This window comes from Pseudomonas sp. FG-3G, assembly GCF_901007645.1.
Taxonomy (GTDB): Bacteria; Pseudomonadota; Gammaproteobacteria; order Pseudomonadales; family Pseudomonadaceae; genus Aquipseudomonas; species Aquipseudomonas rhizophila.
In genome coordinates this window covers 218138-234463 of record NZ_CAAKGZ010000013.1, presented here as the reverse complement: position 1 = coordinate 234463, position 16326 = coordinate 218138, and the positions used below count along the sequence as shown (strand labels likewise).

The 16326-nt window shown below is 60.5% G+C and carries 20 protein-coding genes; 14 read left to right on the top strand and 6 right to left on the bottom strand.

Annotated elements, in window-relative coordinates; translation table 11 throughout:
* Positions 1-493: 493 nt before the first annotated feature.
* Both rhtA and PSEUDOMOFG3G_RS07195 read left to right on the top strand, forming a co-directional pair.
* Complete coding sequence (rhtA, locus tag PSEUDOMOFG3G_RS07200; protein ID WP_139049510.1) at positions 494-1381, top strand: threonine/homoserine exporter RhtA; 888 nt, start codon at positions 494-496, stop codon at positions 1379-1381.
* 166 nt (positions 1382-1547) lie between these two features.
* On the top strand, positions 1548-1829 hold the full coding sequence (locus tag PSEUDOMOFG3G_RS07195) for a hypothetical protein (protein ID WP_047228298.1): 282 nt from the start codon (positions 1548-1550) through the stop codon (positions 1827-1829).
* Between the two features lie 8 nt (positions 1830-1837).
* Here the strand turns inward: PSEUDOMOFG3G_RS07195 and PSEUDOMOFG3G_RS07190 are convergent, their stop codons facing one another.
* Entirely contained in the window at positions 1838-2407 is a 570-nt protein-coding gene (locus PSEUDOMOFG3G_RS07190; RefSeq protein ID WP_139049509.1) for a TetR/AcrR family transcriptional regulator, read from the bottom strand.
* A 90-nt stretch (positions 2408-2497) separates the two neighbouring features.
* On the opposite strand from PSEUDOMOFG3G_RS07190, the gene PSEUDOMOFG3G_RS07185 reads away from it, so the two are divergent.
* Positions 2498-3226, top strand: coding sequence for an SDR family oxidoreductase (locus tag PSEUDOMOFG3G_RS07185; protein WP_139049508.1), 729 nt, complete (start codon positions 2498-2500; stop codon positions 3224-3226).
* Positions 3227-3262: 36 nt separating this feature from the next.
* Positions 3263-3853 carry a 2-hydroxychromene-2-carboxylate isomerase gene (locus PSEUDOMOFG3G_RS07180; RefSeq protein ID WP_139049507.1) on the top strand — a complete coding sequence of 197 codons (591 nt, stop codon included), beginning with the start codon at positions 3263-3265 and terminating at the stop codon, positions 3851-3853.
* 9 nt (positions 3854-3862) lie between these two features.
* Here PSEUDOMOFG3G_RS07180 and PSEUDOMOFG3G_RS07175 read toward each other — a convergent pair whose 3' ends face one another.
* The 4 genes from PSEUDOMOFG3G_RS07175 to PSEUDOMOFG3G_RS07160 form a co-directional block, all read right to left on the bottom strand.
* A complete protein-coding gene (locus tag PSEUDOMOFG3G_RS07175) occupies positions 3863-5671 on the bottom strand; it encodes an aminopeptidase P family protein (protein ID WP_139049506.1) in 1809 nt (602 codons plus the stop codon).
* Positions 5672-5780: 109 nt separating this feature from the next.
* The gene (locus PSEUDOMOFG3G_RS07170) at positions 5781-6395 is read right to left on the bottom strand and encodes a LysE family translocator (RefSeq protein WP_047228293.1); all 615 of its coding nucleotides are present in this window, start codon (positions 6393-6395) and stop codon (positions 5781-5783) included.
* A gap of 101 nt (positions 6396-6496) precedes the next feature.
* Positions 6497-6763 (bottom strand): hypothetical protein, encoded by a 267-nt coding sequence (locus PSEUDOMOFG3G_RS07165; protein ID WP_047228292.1) that lies wholly within the window; start codon positions 6761-6763, stop codon positions 6497-6499.
* Between the two features lie 116 nt (positions 6764-6879).
* Entirely contained in the window at positions 6880-7245 is a 366-nt protein-coding gene (locus PSEUDOMOFG3G_RS07160) for an antibiotic biosynthesis monooxygenase (protein ID WP_047228291.1), read from the bottom strand.
* 96 nt (positions 7246-7341) lie between these two features.
* Between PSEUDOMOFG3G_RS07160 and soxR the strand changes: the two genes are divergently transcribed.
* The 10 genes from soxR to PSEUDOMOFG3G_RS07110 all read left to right on the top strand — a co-directional run bounded on the left by soxR (position 7342) and on the right by PSEUDOMOFG3G_RS07110 (position 14796).
* Positions 7342-7794 (top strand): redox-sensitive transcriptional activator SoxR, encoded by a 453-nt coding sequence (gene soxR / locus PSEUDOMOFG3G_RS07155; RefSeq protein ID WP_139049505.1) that lies wholly within the window; start codon positions 7342-7344, stop codon positions 7792-7794.
* Between the two features lie 105 nt (positions 7795-7899).
* Entirely contained in the window at positions 7900-8361 is a 462-nt protein-coding gene (locus PSEUDOMOFG3G_RS07150; RefSeq protein ID WP_047228290.1) for a VOC family protein, read from the top strand.
* A gap of 276 nt (positions 8362-8637) precedes the next feature.
* Positions 8638-9852 carry a PepSY domain-containing protein gene (locus PSEUDOMOFG3G_RS07145; protein WP_047228289.1) on the top strand — a complete coding sequence of 405 codons (1215 nt, stop codon included), beginning with the start codon at positions 8638-8640 and terminating at the stop codon, positions 9850-9852.
* Positions 9849-10391, top strand: a complete 543-nt coding sequence (locus PSEUDOMOFG3G_RS07140) for a thiamine pyrophosphate-binding protein (protein ID WP_076383866.1) — start codon at positions 9849-9851, stop codon at positions 10389-10391. Before PSEUDOMOFG3G_RS07145 ends, PSEUDOMOFG3G_RS07140 begins: the two co-directional genes overlap by 4 nt.
* Complete coding sequence (locus tag PSEUDOMOFG3G_RS07135) at positions 10388-10714, top strand: hypothetical protein (RefSeq protein WP_139049504.1); 327 nt, start codon at positions 10388-10390, stop codon at positions 10712-10714. Before PSEUDOMOFG3G_RS07140 ends, PSEUDOMOFG3G_RS07135 begins: the two co-directional genes overlap by 4 nt.
* A complete protein-coding gene (locus PSEUDOMOFG3G_RS07130) occupies positions 10711-11286 on the top strand; it encodes a DUF6162 family protein (RefSeq protein ID WP_139049503.1) in 576 nt (191 codons plus the stop codon). Before PSEUDOMOFG3G_RS07135 ends, PSEUDOMOFG3G_RS07130 begins: the two co-directional genes overlap by 4 nt.
* A 35-nt stretch (positions 11287-11321) precedes the next feature.
* Positions 11322-12248 (top strand): metal ABC transporter substrate-binding protein, encoded by a 927-nt coding sequence (locus PSEUDOMOFG3G_RS07125; protein ID WP_047228285.1) that lies wholly within the window; start codon positions 11322-11324, stop codon positions 12246-12248.
* Complete coding sequence (locus tag PSEUDOMOFG3G_RS07120) at positions 12245-12997, top strand: metal ABC transporter ATP-binding protein (RefSeq protein WP_107322051.1); 753 nt, start codon at positions 12245-12247, stop codon at positions 12995-12997. The genes PSEUDOMOFG3G_RS07125 and PSEUDOMOFG3G_RS07120 overlap by 4 nt, the downstream gene beginning before the upstream one ends.
* Positions 12997-13896 carry a metal ABC transporter permease gene (locus PSEUDOMOFG3G_RS07115; protein WP_139049502.1) on the top strand — a complete coding sequence of 300 codons (900 nt, stop codon included), beginning with the start codon at positions 12997-12999 and terminating at the stop codon, positions 13894-13896. Before PSEUDOMOFG3G_RS07120 ends, PSEUDOMOFG3G_RS07115 begins: the two co-directional genes overlap by 1 nt.
* Positions 13897-14796: a metal ABC transporter solute-binding protein, Zn/Mn family gene (locus tag PSEUDOMOFG3G_RS07110; RefSeq protein ID WP_139049501.1), complete on the top strand. Its 900-nt coding sequence runs from the start codon at positions 13897-13899 to the stop codon at positions 14794-14796.
* A gap of 305 nt (positions 14797-15101) precedes the next feature.
* On the opposite strand, the gene prpF is transcribed toward PSEUDOMOFG3G_RS07110, so the two are convergent.
* On the bottom strand, positions 15102-16295 hold the full coding sequence (prpF, locus tag PSEUDOMOFG3G_RS07105; RefSeq protein WP_107322049.1) for a 2-methylaconitate cis-trans isomerase PrpF: 1194 nt from the start codon (positions 16293-16295) through the stop codon (positions 15102-15104).
* Positions 16296-16326 lie beyond the last annotated feature (31 nt).

Genomic DNA, 16326 nt, shown 5'->3' with positions numbered 1-16326 from the left:
TCTCAACCGAGGCGCGCATTCTACAGCGCCCGGTGTATCTGTCAAGCGGTTATTTTAAGAAGCTTTCAAAGTTTCCTCTGCAACTTCAACCACTTGCGCTTCCGATCTCTCGTTAGCGGGAGGCGAATTCTACAGCGTTACTCGCTGCTGTCAACACCTCTTTTTGACGCTTTCGATTGAGAAGATCGAACCGTTAACGGAGCCAGGAAAACCGCCCCACTAACTGCTTCCCAAGCTTCGATGACCTGAAGCCCTGCGCTGCCGAAAATCGTTTAACTCGTTGAAACTCAAGGAGTTTTCCGTTTCGACTGCGCCGGAAGTGGGGCGAATTATAGACTTCCAGAATTTGCCGTCAACCCTTAATTTGATTTTTCTATCCAGCCAGAAGCACCTCGCTGAAATCCTCCTTATATATAGACGGAATCGCTGCGATTGCGCAGTATATTGCGCAAACCAGCCTTCCCCCCGCTTTTATCTTGGACGACGCTTAGCAATGACTCTCCCACATCGCAGCCTGGCAACCACTCTTTACCCGGTCGCCCTTCTATTGATTGCCATGGCATCCATCCAGTCGGGAGCTTCACTTGCCAAAAGCATGTTCCCGGTTGTGGGCGCACAAGGCACCACGACGCTGCGGCTTATCTTTGCCAGCCTCATCATGCTGTTGTTGCTGCGGCCATGGCGCGCCAAACTCTCAGCTCAATCCCTGCGCACCGTGATCGTTTACGGAATGGCGTTGGGCGGCATGAACTTTCTTTTCTATATGTCGCTGCAAACGGTTCCGCTGGGAATTGCCGTGGCACTGGAATTTACCGGCCCTCTGGCGGTTGCCATTTACGCTTCGCGGCGAGCCATCGATTTTCTCTGGATTGCCCTGGCGATCACCGGCCTGCTTCTATTGATACCCACTGGAGCCACCAGCAGCGGTATCGATCTGGTCGGTGCCGGTTATGCCCTGGGTGCGGGATTCTGCTGGGCACTGTACATCCTGTTTGGCCAGAAGGCCGGCGCGGACAACGGCGTGCAAACCGCCGCACTGGGGGTCATGATCGCGGCCCTCTTCGTCGCGCCTATCGGTATCGTCCACGCAGGGACCGCATTACTGACGCCGAGCCTGATTCCGATCGCCATTGGCGTCGCCATTCTGTCCACTGCCCTGCCCTACACGCTGGAGATGATCTCCCTCACACGAATGCCAGCCCGTACTTTCGGCACACTCATGAGCATAGAACCTGCCTTCGGTGCACTGTCAGGACTGGTGTTTCTTCAGGAGTACTTATCCCTGGCTCAGTGGGCCGCCATTGGCTGCATCATCCTGGCGTCAGTCGGAGCAACGCTGACGATGGGTAGCGCCGCGAAGCCCGCCATCGCAGTTGATTGACGCCGGATTTAACGAAGCTCTGGTATTTACCGCACATTTAGGCCATGTTTAGCCCGTAACCTAATGTCAGACATGGAATTTTCATACAGGACGTCACGAACGCTTAAAGCAAAAGCGAACACAATCGCACGCAGACATAAGATCCGCGGCGGTGATAAGGACGGGAATGAAACGAATTTTGATATTGATCGTTGTGCTTGCAATTGCGGGCTGCGCAGCGACAACAAAGACTGAAGTCAAACGCGGTAAAAAGGGTTTGCACATCAACTGCTCCGGCTTGTCCTCGTCCTGGGAACAATGCGCCGCCAGCGCCGCCAATTCATGCGCCCCCAAAGGTTACAGGGTGATCGCAAAGTCGGGCGACGCTGTCGAGGAGCCGGGGGATTATCCTTTCGGACTCAACCCCGCCGGCTATACCAGTCGCAGCATGATCGTCATCTGTAAATAGGCAGCGGGTCAGTCGGGCCGCTGCTGGGCTATTCGACGACTGATCTCATCATGACTGGACTTGAGGACATCACGCTGGATCTCTGGCGTGGCCAGCATGCGGGCGACAACCAACGCGCCCACGCATTGCGACAGAATGGCCCAAGACAGGCTTTCGCTTCCCAATATCCGCGCCCAGCTTTCATGCAAACGACAGATCCATGTTTGCGCCGCCTCCCTCACCTGCACATCGGACCGCGCGATCTCAGCGCCCAACACCGGCAGCGCACAACCCGCCTCCGGCTGTTCGACGTGGCTCATGCTCAGGTACTGCTTGAGACATCGCTCCAGTTTTTGTGAGTCCAGAACATTCTCACCGCTCAAGCGCTCCAGGCTTTGCGCCAACTCTCGCTCGACGATCGTCTTGAAAAGCTCATCCTTGGATGAGAAGTGACTGTAGAACGCCCCGCCGCTCAAGCCGATCGCCTTCATCAGGCCATCGACACCGACAGTGGAAAACCCCGATTTCTTGGCGGACATGGCACTGCTGGCGAGCAGTTTCTCTCGGGTCTCCAATTTGTGATTGGCTGAATAACGCATATATCTGGCCTCTGATTGCCCACCTTGACGCTTGCCGGATCTTAGCATAACGTCCGTTTAGCTAACGATCGTTTACCAATGAGGCTAATCATGAATAACAAGAAGGTCGTACTGGTTGTTGGCGCAGGCGATGCCACCGGTGGCGCAATAGCCAAACGTTTTGCGCAGGAAGGTTTCGTGGCCTGTGTTACCCGCCGCAGCGCTGACAAACTCGCGCCATTGGTCGATTCAATTCGGGATCAGGGCGGTGATGCGCATGGTTTTGCCTGTGACGCGCGCAAGGAAGACGAGGTGGTCGCGCTGATCGAGCAAATCGAAAGCCAGATCGGTCCGATTGAAGCCTTTGTATTCAACATCGGCGCCAACGTGCCCTGCAGCATCCTTGAAGAGACCGCGCGCAAATATTTCAAGATTTGGGAGATGGCCTGTTTTTCCGGTTTTCTCAATGCTCGGGAAGTGGCCAAACGCATGGCCTCGCGCCAGCGCGGAACGATTCTGTTCACCGGCGCCACAGCAGGACTGCGCGGGGCTTCAGGGTTCGCCGCCTTCGCTGGGGCCAAACATGGCATCCGCGCATTGGCCCAAAGCATGGCCCGTGAACTGGGGCCGATGAATATTCATGTGGCCCATGTGGTGGTGGATGGCGCCATCGACACCGACTTCATCCGCGATAACTTTCCGGAAAAATATGCAACCAAGGATGCGGACGGCATTCTCAACCCCGAACACATCGCCGACAACTATTGGTATCTGCACGCCCAACCCCGCGACGCCTGGACCTTCGAGCTGGACCTGCGGCCCTGGAGCGAACGCTGGTAAACCGCCCCCCCTCACAATAACAAGAGCGCAGATACCATGAGCAAATCCGTGGAGTTTTTCTTCGACCTCGGCAGCCCGACCACCTACCTGGCCTATACCCAACTACCGACCCTGTGCGCGCAAACCAACAGTCAGTTGATCTACCGTCCGATGCTGCTTGGTGGCGTCTTCAAAGCGACCGGCAATGCGTCACCGGTTACCGTGCCGGCCAAGGGGCCTTATCTATTCAAGGATTTGAATCGCTTCGCCAACCGCTACGGCGTTGACTTCAAGCTCAATCCGCACTTCCCGATCAATACGCTGTTACTGATGCGCGCCGTGACCGGCATGCAACTGCACCATCCCGAACGATTCGAGGCCTTCATCGATTGCCTGTTTCGCGCCCTGTGGGTGGACGGCCGCAACCTCAACGACCCGGCAACAGTCGCGGAGGTTTTGAGCCAAGGCCATTTTGATCCCGATCATGTGCTGGTCCTGACGAGCAACGAGCAGGTCAAGGAAGCACTCAAGATCACCACCGAAGAAGCGATTAAACGGGGCGTGTTCGGCGCCCCGAGCATGTTCGTCGGCGACGAGCTGTTCTTCGGCCAGGATCGGCTGGACTTCGTCCGTGAAGCCCTGGGCTGATGCCTTACGTCAGATCGCCTGCGTCCGCGTGTTCAGCCATTGCAGCGCGTCGCCTTCCAGCAACGGGCTCAATCGACGCTGAACCTCGGCATGGTAGGCGTTGAACCAGTCTTTTTCGTCCTGGGTCAGCAAGGACGGCTCCAGGCAACGCGTGTCGATCGGGCACAGGGTCAGGGTTTCGAACTCGAGGAAGTCGCCGAACTCGCTGCTCCCCGCCTCGCGATTCAGCACCAGGTTCTCGATGCGTACCCCCCAACGGCCCGGACGATAAGTGCCCGGTTCGATAGAGGTGATCATGCCCGCCTGCATCGCTGTTTGCGGCGCGGCGGCGGCCTGATAGGCAATCACCTGCGGGCCTTCATGAACGTTGAGAAAGTAACCGACGCCGTGGCCAGTGCCATGACCGTAGTCCACCTGCTCGGCCCAGATCGGCGCGCGAGCGATGGCGTCCAGCAAGGGCGACAGAATGCCCCGTGGAAATTTGGCGCGAGACAAGGCAATCACGCCCTTGAGCACGCGAGTGCAATCCCGCTTCTGCTCCACGGTAGGCGTTCCGACTGGCACCATACGGGTGATATCGGTGGTACCACCCAGGTATTGGCCGCCAGAATCGATCAGCAGCAAGCCATCGCCCTCGATGACCGCGTGGGCTTGCTCCGTGGCGTGGTAATGGGGCATCGCGCCGTTGGCGTTGAACGCGGCAATTGTATTGAAGCTCAGTGAGACAAATTCCGGCCGGCGTGTACGGGCGGCGGTCAGGTGCTCATCGATGGTCAGTTCGGTAATGCGCTCGCGACCCCAGGCGCTTTCCAGCCAGGCAAAGAACTCGCAAAGCGCCGCACCGTCCTGCTCCATGGCCCGACGAATGTGCTCGGCGTCGGCCAGGCTTTTGCGAGACTTGGCCAGCGTCGTAGGGTTGAGTCCCTCGACCAGCTTCACGCCACTGTCCAGATTATCCAGCAAACCGACCGTGACCCGCGCCGGATCGATCTGCAGGCTCGCGCCACTGGGCACTTCCCGCAATGCGGCCGCCGCTTCGCTGTAATCACGCAGGGTCACGCCGTCCTGTTCAAGAACGGCACGCAGCGACGCATCGACCTTATCCAGGGCCACGAACAACGTTGCCTGTTGCTGGCTGATCAAGGCAAAGGAAACGAATACCGGGTTGAACGACACATCCGCACCGCGCAAGTTGAACAGCCAGGCGATGTCATCCAGCGTGGCGATGAAATGCCACTGGGCACCGCGCTCCTTGAGGGTTTCCCGCAGCTTGGCGAGTTTCTCGACCCGGCTGACGGTCGCCTGCGGTGGCAGATGGGCATAAACCGGTTGGCTCGGCAAGCTTGGGCGGTCGCTCCAGGCCTCCTTGAGCAGATCCATGTCGGTGCGCAACCGCGCCCCGCGGGCCTCAAGCTTGTCGCTCAGGGTCCGGGCCGAGGCCACAGCCATGACCGCGCCATCAACCGCCACCGCTGCGCCTTCAGGCGTCTGTTCGGCCAGCCAATCCAGCGGGCCAGCCTGACCGGGAATGAGCTTGACCAGTTCAATACCGCTGCCTTCAAGCTCCTTGGTGGCCTGCTCCCAATAACGGCTGTCCGCCCAGACGCCCGCGAAGTCCGCCGTGACGATCAGAGTCCCAACCGAGCCATGAAACCCCGACAGCCATTGCCGTCCTTGCCAATAGCCCGGCAGGTATTCCGACAGATGCGGGTCGGCCGATGGCACCAGCAATGCGTGAATGCCTTCGCGATTCATCAATTGGCGGATTCGGGCCAGGCGCTGGGGAACCAGTCCATGGGTCAAAGGCTCGGTACTCATCGTTTCTCCTGCTCGTAAAATAGTGTTGTTCGCTTGCACCAAGGGCTCTGGATATCAACCACAGCGACTGATCAGCGAGCTTAACAGGCATCCGCCTCAAGCTCAGCCCTTAGCCGATGCTTTCGAGCAGCAACGGATACAACGAGGCGACCAACAACAGCGCCATCCCCCAGTTGAACAGGCGCAGCCAGCGACGATCACGCAAAAGATTGCGTAACAGACTGCCGCACACCACCCACAGGCTTACGCTCGGCAGGTTGATCAGGGCAAACACCGCGGCGATAACCACCACATTGAAGAAATAACCTTGAAGCGGCGTGTAGGTGCTGATGGCGCCGATGGCCATGATCCAGGCCTTGGGATTGACCCACTGAAACGCCGCCGCGCCCCAATAGCTGATGGGCGTGCTGTCCCCTGGCCGGTTTTCAGAGACCGGCCCGGAGTGGGCGATTTTCCACGCCAGGTACAACAGGTAGGTCGCACCCACGTAGCGCAGTACGGTGTAGAGCAGAGGGTAGGTCTGGAACACCGCGCCCAGGCCAAGCCCCACCGCCAGCACCAGGGAAAAGAAGCCGCAGGTGATGCCCAGCATGTGAGGAATCGTGCGGTTGAAACCGAAATTGACGCCCGAGGCCAACAACATGGTGTTGTTGGGACCGGGGGTGATAGAGGTCACCAGGGCAAACAGGGCGAAGCCCAGCAACAGGTCAAGCGAAAGGGTCATGGCAGGCATATCCAATGGGACGGTCAGTCAAGTCATGACCCTACCCCACGTCCTGAGCCAAACCCATGGACAGTTAGGCAAAACTTCGAGCAGTACAGTCCTCAGCTCGGCCGCCCCGACCGCTTCATGGCTCGCTCGGCGCTCATTTGCCCCTGGTCGTCGAATCCCACGTTTTTCTGCGAAGGACCGAGCAACTCGGCTTTTTTCGCGTGATATTCCTCAAACGACAGGCCCCGGCGATTCAAGGCTTCAAGGGCCAGTTCACGGGTTTCTTCGGCGGTGTAGGGGCGCAACTCCGGCGACGAAGAGGCGCAGCCGCTCAACACAGTGGCCGTTAACAGCAGCAAAACAGCAAAAGTCCGATTCATGGCAGGTATCCAATGTTCTGAAGTGGGGCGATGAACAAAGGCTACCCGCCGCCTTCACGCGGCAGAAATCAACCCGTTTGATAGTGGGTATTGCTGGCTCGGATCGTCCGCTGCGCTTAACCGACCAACTGGCAATGCAGGGCGTTGTCGGCACTGCGTTCGATGTTGCGCAACACCTGGAACGAGCCGAATGTCACGGCCTTGGCCCTGTGGGCCTGGATCAGCCGCCAGAAATCCTGCTCACCACGCTCGAAACTCTGAAACGCCGCTTCGCCCGCCTCGCGGTTTTGCCAATGCAAATAGTTGAGAACCCGTCGTCCGTCCTCGCTGACCTGGATACTGGCACTCAGAAATCCTGCATGCCCCCGGGCCAGCCGCTCGGTCTGCTCTGACAGGGCCGTCACCAGCGCCTGTTGCCATTGAGGTTCGATGTCGAACTCCATCAACTGGGTAAAACTCTGATTGTTCCTTGGTGATTGCATGAAAGGTCCTCGCTGTACGTAGGGCGGATCTTGCGGTCCGATGGCGTGCAGGGTAAAACCTCTAGTTAACTCAAGGTCAAGCAGAGAATGCAGGCGATGACACAGATAAACGTCCACAAGGAACTCACCGTCGGCCAAGTGGCCGCCCGCAGTGGCGTGGCCGTGACTGCCCTGCACTTCTATGAATCCAAGGGGCTGATCAAAAGTAATCGTAACCAGGGCAACCAACGCCGCTATCCACGGGAAGTGTTGCGACGTGTGGCGCTGATCAAGGTCGCCCAAGGCCTGGGCATTCCGTTGGCCGAAATCGGCAGCGCCTTGAAAACCTTGCCCGACGACCGCGCCCCAACGGCGAACGACTGGAAGATCCTTTCAGCCCAGTGGAGCCGCGAGCTGGATCAGCGCATCAACCACTTGATGGCGCTGCGCGATCGACTCAACGGCTGCATCGGTTGCGGCTGCCTGTCGATGGAAGGTTGCCCGCTGCGTAACCAGGGCGATGTGTTGGGCAAGCGCGGGCCGGGAGCGCATCTGCTGGACGCGCCGTGAAACGTTCGTCGGGTCATGCGCCGCCCCCAAGTCGCTGTCCTATAGTGGATGGGCGCAAATCGGCGAGGCCCTCTTCGCCTCCCCATAACAACAAGGAGAAACGTCATGGGTGTCAAAGCCATTCCTGAAGGTTTCCATAGCATCACGCCCTACCTGGGCATTCAAAAAGCCGCTGAAGCCATCGAGTTCTACAAAAAAGCCTTCAATGCCACCGAGGTCATGCGCCTGGACATGCCGGACGGGGGCGTCGGTCATGCCGAGCTGCGGATTGGCGATTGCCCGATCATGCTCGGCACGCCTTGTGATCAAGGGCCGTTGCGTAACCCCGAACAATCGGTGCCGGTAGGCCTGCACCTCTATGTCGAAGATGTGGACAAAGCATTCGCCCAAGCGATTGCCGCTGGTGGCACGGTGATTTCCGAGGTCAAGGATCAGTTCTATGGTGATCGCAGCGGCACCTTGAAAGACCCCTTTGGGCATGTGTGGTTTCTGGCTACGCACAAGGAGGATCTGACTCAGGAACAGATTGAACAGCGGGCCAGGGAGATGTTTCAACAGCAGGGCTGACGGCCAACCTGCTCTTGTGGCAAGGGGCCCCATCCCCTTGCCGCAGTTTTTTTACATTTCCGCCCCGCCGATTTGCTGGAGCCAGGATGGGAAATACATCCGGTTCGCAAACGCGAAACATTTTCTTTCATCTTTCGCTTCAGGATTTCCATTGCTCGTTCGTCTTAATTAGATGCAGCAGGTCGCGTCGGCAAAAGCCACGACCGGCTTTTCAGGGTTCAGGGGATTACGAAGCCCGTAATACCGAGCCTTTCATCGAATCAAGACGTTCAAACCATGTCGAAGAAATCCCGCTCCAAACTCTGGTTTCTGGTTCATAGCTGGCTGGCACTGCCCATCTGGTTTTTCGTCCTCATCGTTTGCGTCACCGGCACGCTGGCGGTGGTCAGCCAGGAGATCGTCTGGCTGGTCAATCCCGAGATGCGCGCCAGCAAACCCTCGGACGACGCAGCGCTGCTCAGCTACGACCAGGTCGTCGCCGCCATCAAGCAAGCCCAGCCGCAAACCCAGGTGCAGAGCATCGTACGCCCGGATGAGTCGCATTTTGCCCTGGAGGTCGGCGTGACCTACCCCGACGGGCGCCCCGACAAGATCTACGTCAACCCATACAGCGGCATCGTCCAGGGCTCGGCGCCGACGTTCAATTTCAGAGGCTTTACCCGTGCCCTGCATGGCTGGTGGCTGGTACCGTTCACCAATGGTTACAGCTGGGGATGGTACCTGGTGTCACTCCTCGGCCTGCCGCTGCTGGCATCCCTGGTGACCGGGCTGGTGGTCTACAAGCGTTTCTGGAAGGGGTTTTTCCGTCCGACCCTGCGGATCCGCCACGGCGCACGCATTTTCTGGGGCGATTTCCACAGGCTCAGCGGCATCTGGTCGATCTGGTTCATCGCGGTCATTTCCATTACCGGCACCTGGTTCCTGATCGAGGCGTTGCTGTCGGACAACCAGATTTCCATTTCCAGCGCACCGGTCATTCCGGTGGTATCACGTGAAAGTGTCCCACTGTCAGCCGACGGTACCGCGCCATCACAACTGAACCTGGACCGCGCGATTGAAATCGCCCGCCAGCAAATCCCTGGCCTGGAAACCAGCTTCGTCAGCCTGCCCGGCAACGCTTACAGCCACTTGGAAATCGGTGGACGCGGTTGGTATCCGCTGATGTTCCAGACCGCCACCATCAATCCCTATAACGGTGAGGTCGCCGCCTCGCGACTGCTGTCGGACCGCACAGCGCTGGAATTCGTCACCGAATCCATGCGTCCGTTGCACACCGGGGACTTCGGCGGCCTCTGGATCAAGCTCATCTGGTTCTTCTTCGGTTTGATCATGAGCATGATGGTCCTCAGCGGACTGCTGATCTGGACCAAACGCACCGCCCTGGCTACCGCGAATGCCTTCAAGCGCAGCCAAAAACCTTCCCGGCAAGCTCGAACTGCGCCGTTGTTGCAGCCGTCCATCCACCGTGAATCGCCGGAGGGCAACCTGTGACCCCGTCCACCACCACCGCGCCGCCATCGCGTCTAAGTGTGTTCTGGCAAAAATGGCGCTTTCACCTCAACGTGCTGCTATTGCTGATCCCACTGGGTTTCATGCCCAAGTACTTCTCCGAAGCCGCGTTGTTCCGCGGTGATGCCGGGCTGGGTGAGCGGGAGGTCGGTGAAGTCCAGGTCGGCCCCTGGAGCCTGCGCCTTGCAGAGTTTCGCGACGAAGCGCCACGTCTCGATGGACCGGCAGGCCATATGAAGCACTTCAACGCCGCGCTGTGCCAAAGCTGCATCAGCCAGGTCAAGGCTACTTATCTACGTATCGGCAAACCTCGCAGCCTGCGGGCCGCCGGGGTGATTTTCTTCGGCTCGCCCTATCGCATGGGCGCCTTGTTGCCGGTGCCGCAAAAGACCCGGCTCGACGCCGAACTGTGGATCACCCTTGAAGGCTGGGACGGCTCGATGCACCAGGCTTCCATACCCCTGAGCCAGGCCTCGCCGGCCACCATCGCCTGGCTGAAAACCCAAGGAGCCCAACCATGACTGCCCGCGGCTATCTCAACAGCCTGGCGCTGCTGCTCTGCGCAGGTGCCAGCAGCAACGCCCTGGCCCATAACCCGATGTGTGAATGCAAGGCCATCGACGCTGAGCAGATCCAGTGCACCGGCGGTTTTTCCGACGGCAGTGGCGCGCCCGGCGTGACCCTGGATGTGATCGGCTACGACGAAACCATCCTGGTGCCGGGCAAGCTCGGCGCCGATTCGACGCTGACATTCAAGAAGCCCAACGCCGAGTTCTACGTACTCTTCGACGCTGGCCCCGGCCACGTGGTGGAAATCGACCAAGCCGATATCGAGGCCCCATGAGCAATCCCACCACCCAAGTGATCCGTCCCGCCGGCGCCGGCCATGAAACCCTGTATGTGTTGCTGCTGTGCCTGATCATCATTCTGGTGGCCGGATCGGTGGTGGCCTGGCACGGCGAAACCCATGACGTCAGCGAGGTGCCTGCCCATCAAGTTGACGCCCGCCGCGATCTCAGCGCTGCCGAGCAAGGCATCTATGCCGACCTGCGGGTGACCCTGGATGAGATCCGTCTGCTACGCGAAGAGCAACAGTCCCTGCCCACCCCGCAAATCCTGGCCGAAGAGGGCTTTGCCCCGTTCGCTCAGGATGCCAGTTCCGTCAGCCGAGGCGGACATGTCTGGCAGCAGGTGGAGAACCGGGCCTACTTCGGCGCCAGTGCAAATCCATCCGTCGCCGGTTCATTTCTGATGCGCATCGGCGAAGCATCCGACGCCGTCCCGGACATCTGGCTCAATCGCGGCAACAGCGTCGCCGTCTCCAGCGATCTGGACGACACCGCTTTGTCCGCCGCCGGCTGGAAGCAGATCGTCGCGCAGTTCGACGCCGGCGTAACCCGCCAGCACCGGCACTGACCCCACGTCCTCATTCGAGAGAAGACCGTTTGCCCATGTCTATTGCATTTCAACGCCGCCCTTTGCTGGGCCTGCTGATCGGCCTGCTCGCCTGTCTGTTCACCCCACTGGCCAGCGCCGAAGCGGCCAAGCGCCTGCGTATTGGCATCACCCTGCATCCTTATTACAGCTACGTGGCCAACATCGTCGGCGACAAGGCCGAAGTGGTGCCGCTGATCCCGGCCGGCTTCAACCCCCACGCCTACGAGCCTCGTGCCGAGGACATCAAGCGCATCAGCGGGCTCGATGTGATAGTGCTCAATGGTGTGGGCCATGACGATTTCGCCGACCGGATGATCGCCGCCAGCGAAACCCCGAACGTGAACGTGATCGAAGCCAATGAAAACGTACCGCTGCTGGCTGCCACCGGGATCGCCGCCCGGGGCGCCGGCAAGGTCGTGAACCCGCATACCTTCCTGTCCATCAGTGCCTCCATTGCCCAGGTCAATAACATCGCCCGGGAACTGGGCAAGCTTGATCCGGACAACGCCAAGGCATACACCCAGAACGCCCGCGCCTATGGCAAGCGCCTGCGACAAATGCGTGCCGCGGCCCTGGCAAAGTTGACCCAGGCCCCCAATGCCGAGTTGCGGGTCGCCACGGTCCACGCCGCCTACGATTACCTTCTGCGCGAATTCGGCCTGGAGGTCACCGCCGTGGTCGAGCCGGCCCATGGCATCGAGCCAAGCCCGAGCCAGTTGAAGAAGACCATCGACCAACTGCGCGAACTGGACGTGAAAGTGATCTTCTCGGAGATGGACTTTCCGTCCACCTACGTCGACACCATCCAGCGTGAGTCGGGGGTGAAACTGTACCCGCTCTCGCACATTTCCTACGGCGACTACAGCGCCGAGAAGTACGAAAAGGAAATGACCGGCAACCTCGACACCGTGGTCCGGGCCATTCAGGAGTCCGGCGCATGACTGTCCAGGAAACGCTCACCTTGCAACACGTCGGCCCTTTGATCGAGTTCGACGATGTCAGCCTGAACCTGGGCCGCACCACGATTCTCGACGCGGTGGCCTTCCAGGTGCAGCCGGGCAGCATTCATGCGCTGGTGGGTCCGAACGGCGGAGGCAAGAGTTCGCTGATCAAGACCTTGCTCGGGCAGATGCCCCACCAGGGACGCTTGAGCCTGCAATGGCCGGGGGAGCCCGGTGTCATCGGCTATGTGCCCCAAGCCTTGGAATTCGACCGCGGCCTGCCTATGACCGTGGATGATTTCATGGCAGCGATGTGCCAACGCCGGCCGGCCTTTCTCGGCCTGAGCAAGCATTACGTCGGCGCTATCGGCCAGGCCCTGGAACGGGTCGGCATGCAGGACAAACGCAAGCGTCGCATGGGCGCGCTGTCCGGCGGTGAACGCCAGCGGGTGTTGTTGGCCCAGGGGCTGATTCCTGCGCCGCAACTGCTGGTGCTGGATGAACCGATGTCGGCGCTGGACGAGGCCGGCATCCAGGTGTTTGAACAACTGCTGCGAGACTGGCGCCAGGCCGGCATCACGGTGCTGTGGATCGAACATGACCTGGAAGCCGTCGGGCGCCTGGCTGACCGCGTCACCGGCCTGAACCGCCGCGTGCTGTTCGATGGCCCGCCGCGTCAGACCCTGACGCCGGAGCGCTTGCTGACGCTGTTTTCCACCCATCCACGCCCGAACGGGAGCGCCGCCTGATGAGTTACGAAGCCTTTCGTTTGATGGTCCAGGGTTGGGCGTCGTCCGGCTATCTGCCCGAAGCGCTGGCTTACGGGTTTGTGGTCAATGCGTTGCTGGCCGGGCTGCTGATCGGCCCGGTGCTGGGTGGCCTCGGCACCCTGGTGGTGGTCAAGCGCTTCGCGTTTTTCTCTGAAGCCGTGGGCCACGCGGCGCTGACCGGCGTGGCGGTCGGCATCCTGCTCGGCGAACCCTACACCGGGCCCTACGGCAGCCTGTTCGGCTATTGCCTGCTGTTCGGCATCCTGCTCAATTACCTGCGCAACCGCACCGGCCTGGCACCGGACACGCTGATCGGCGTTTTCCTCTCGGTGTCCCTGGCCCTGGGCGCCAGCCTGCTGCTGATCCTGGCGGGCAAGATCAACGTGCACATTCTGGAAAACGTGCTGTTCGGCTCGGTGCTGACGGTCAATGGCAATGACCTGCTGGTGCTGGCGGTGGTCGGCTCACTGGTGATGGCTTTGGCGTTGCCGCTGTACAACCGCATCATGCTCGCCAGTTTCAACCCCCAACTGGCGGCGGTGCGCGGGGTGGCGGTCAAGACGCTGGATTACCTGTTCGTGGTGTTGGTGACGCTGATCACCGTGGCGGCGGTAAAGGTCATCGGCGCGATTCTGGTGGGGGCCTTGCTGGTGATTCCGGCAGCAGCGGCGCGTCTGCTCAGCCAGTCGTTGAAAGGTTTTTTCTGGTGCTCCGTGCTGATCGCAACCATCAGCACCCTGTGCGGGATTCTCGCACCGATTGTCTTCGACCTGCCGATCCCGTCCGGTGCCGCGATCATTCTGGTGGCCGGCATCGCATTTGCCCTGGCCGCCATTGCCCGGGGTGTTGTCCCCAGCCTCAAAGGGAATCTTGGATAAATGGTTTTTTCATTGCGACAACTGGCATTGGCCGTAGCCTTGTGCGGTCTGGTAAACAGCCCTTCTTTCGCCGCCGAAGGCACACCGGTGCGCCTGCTTGCTTCGTTGCCGGTCACCTACGGCTTGGGTGAAGCGTTGCTCAAGGGCACCGATGTCAGCCTGGAGCGCGCCGCGCCGGCCAATCTGCCCGGGACGCGCCAGAATGCCTACTTCAGCGGCCGTGGCGCGCCGGCCCTGAGCAAGCTGGCCAGCGATGCCGACGCGGTGATCGGGCTGCGTTCGTTGTGGCCCGATGATCCGCTGTACCCCATGGCCCGCCGCAGCAACATCCGCATCGTCGAAGTCGATGCCGCCCGCCCGGTGGACGGCGCCCTGCCCGGTATCGCCGTGCAATCGGGATCGGCCGATGGCCTGGCGAGCCAACCGTGGATGGCCAGCCATAATCTGGGACGGATGGCCGATGTCATCGCCGCCGACCTGGTGCGCCTGGCACCAACGGCCAAACCGAAGATCGACGCCAACCTGGCGGCGCTCAAGCAGCGCCTGCTCAAGCTCAGCGCCGAGAGTGAAAAGCGCCTGGCCAGTGCCGACAACCTGAGCGTTGTCAGCCTGAGCGAGCATTTCGGCTACTTGATCAGCGGTTTGAATCTGGACGGGATCAGCACCGATGCCCGGCCCGACGCCGAATGGACACCCGAAGCCCTCAAGCAATTGACCGCCACGTTGAAAGACAACGATGTGAAGCGGGTGCTGCATCATCGCCAGCCCGCGAATGCCGTGAAAGCAGCCATCACTGAGGGCGGCAGTCAGTTACTGGTCCTGAGCACCGACGCCGCCGACCCGGTGGCGGAGCTGGAGAGCAATGTGGACCTGGTCGTCACCGCGTTGACAGGGGGCTGATTGCAGGAATGCGCGCCCCTGCGGGAGCGGGCTTGCTCGCGATAGCGGTGTATCAGGCGACATCAATGCTGACTGTGCCGGCCTCATCGCGAGCAGGCTCGCTCCCACAGGTTCAATCGCGGATGTTCGCAGATTCTGTGCTCACCACAAATCCACTGTGGGAGCGAGCCTGCTCGCGATGAGGCCGGCACATCCAACCTCTTTGCGGGCTGTACCATCGCTATCGCGAGCAGGCTCGCTCCCACAGTTTTGATCGCGGATGCTCGCAGACGCCGCGTTCACCACGGGTTTGCCTGGGTCAAGTGTCAGTTCAGAACATCCCCCGGTACCCGCACAAACCCTTCCATCAATACCCGCGCGCTGCGGCTCATGATGGCTTTTTTCACGGTCCATTCGCCATTGACCTGGCTGGCCTCGGCGCCGACGCGCAAGGTGCCGGAGGGATGGCCGAAGCGCACAGCGGTGCGGTCGATGCCGCCGGCCGCCAGGTTCACCAGCGTGCCGCTGATCGCCGCCGCCGTGCCGATGGCGACCGCCGCGGTGCCCATCATCGCGTGGTGCAGTTTGCCCATGGACAGTGCTCGCACCAGCAAATCGACGTCCCGCGCCGAGACCGCCTTACCGCTGGAGGAGAGGTAGTCCGCCGGCGGTGCGACAAACGCCACTTTCGGTGTGTGCTGGCGCTGGGCGGCTTCGTCCAGATGCTGAATCAGGCCCATGCGCAAGGCGCCGTGGGCACGGATGGTTTCGAACATGGCCAGGGCCTTGGGATCGCCATTGATGGCGCCCTGCAATTCGGTGCCGGTATAACCAACGTCCCGGGCATTGATGAAGATCGTCGGGATGCCGGCGTTGATCAGGGTCGCCTTGAAGGTACCAACACCAGGCACCTCAAGGTCGTCCACCAGGTTGCCGGTGGGAAACATCGAGCCACCACCGCCCTCCTCCTCGGCCGCCGGGTCCATGAATTCCAGTTGCACTTCAGCCGCCGGAAAGGTCACGCCGTCGAGCTCGAAGTCACCGGTTTCCTGCACCGCGCCGTCGGTGATCGGCACATGGGCGATGATGGTCTTGCTGATATTGGCTTGCCAGATCCGCACCACGGCCACGCCGTTTTGTGGGATGCGACTGGCGTCCACCAAACCACTGCTGATGGCGAATGAACCGACCGCCGCCGACAGGTTGCCGCAGTTGCCGCTCCAGTCCACGAACGGCTTGTCGATGGACACTTGGCCGAACAGGTAATCGACATCGTGATCGGCTCGGGTGCTCTTGGACAGGATCACGGTCTTGCTGGTGCTCGACGTCGCGCCGCCCATCCCATCGATCTGCTTCTCGTATGGATCGGGGCTGCCGATCACCCGCAGCAGCAGAGCATCCCGGACCGAGCCGGGAACGCGGGCCGCTTCGGGCAGGTCCTGCAAGCTGAAGAACACGCCTTTGCTGGTGCCACCACGCATGTAAGTGGCGGGGATTCTGATTTGCGGTGCGTGAGCCATGATGCTCCTCAAGCGGGCCCGCAAGGGTGCC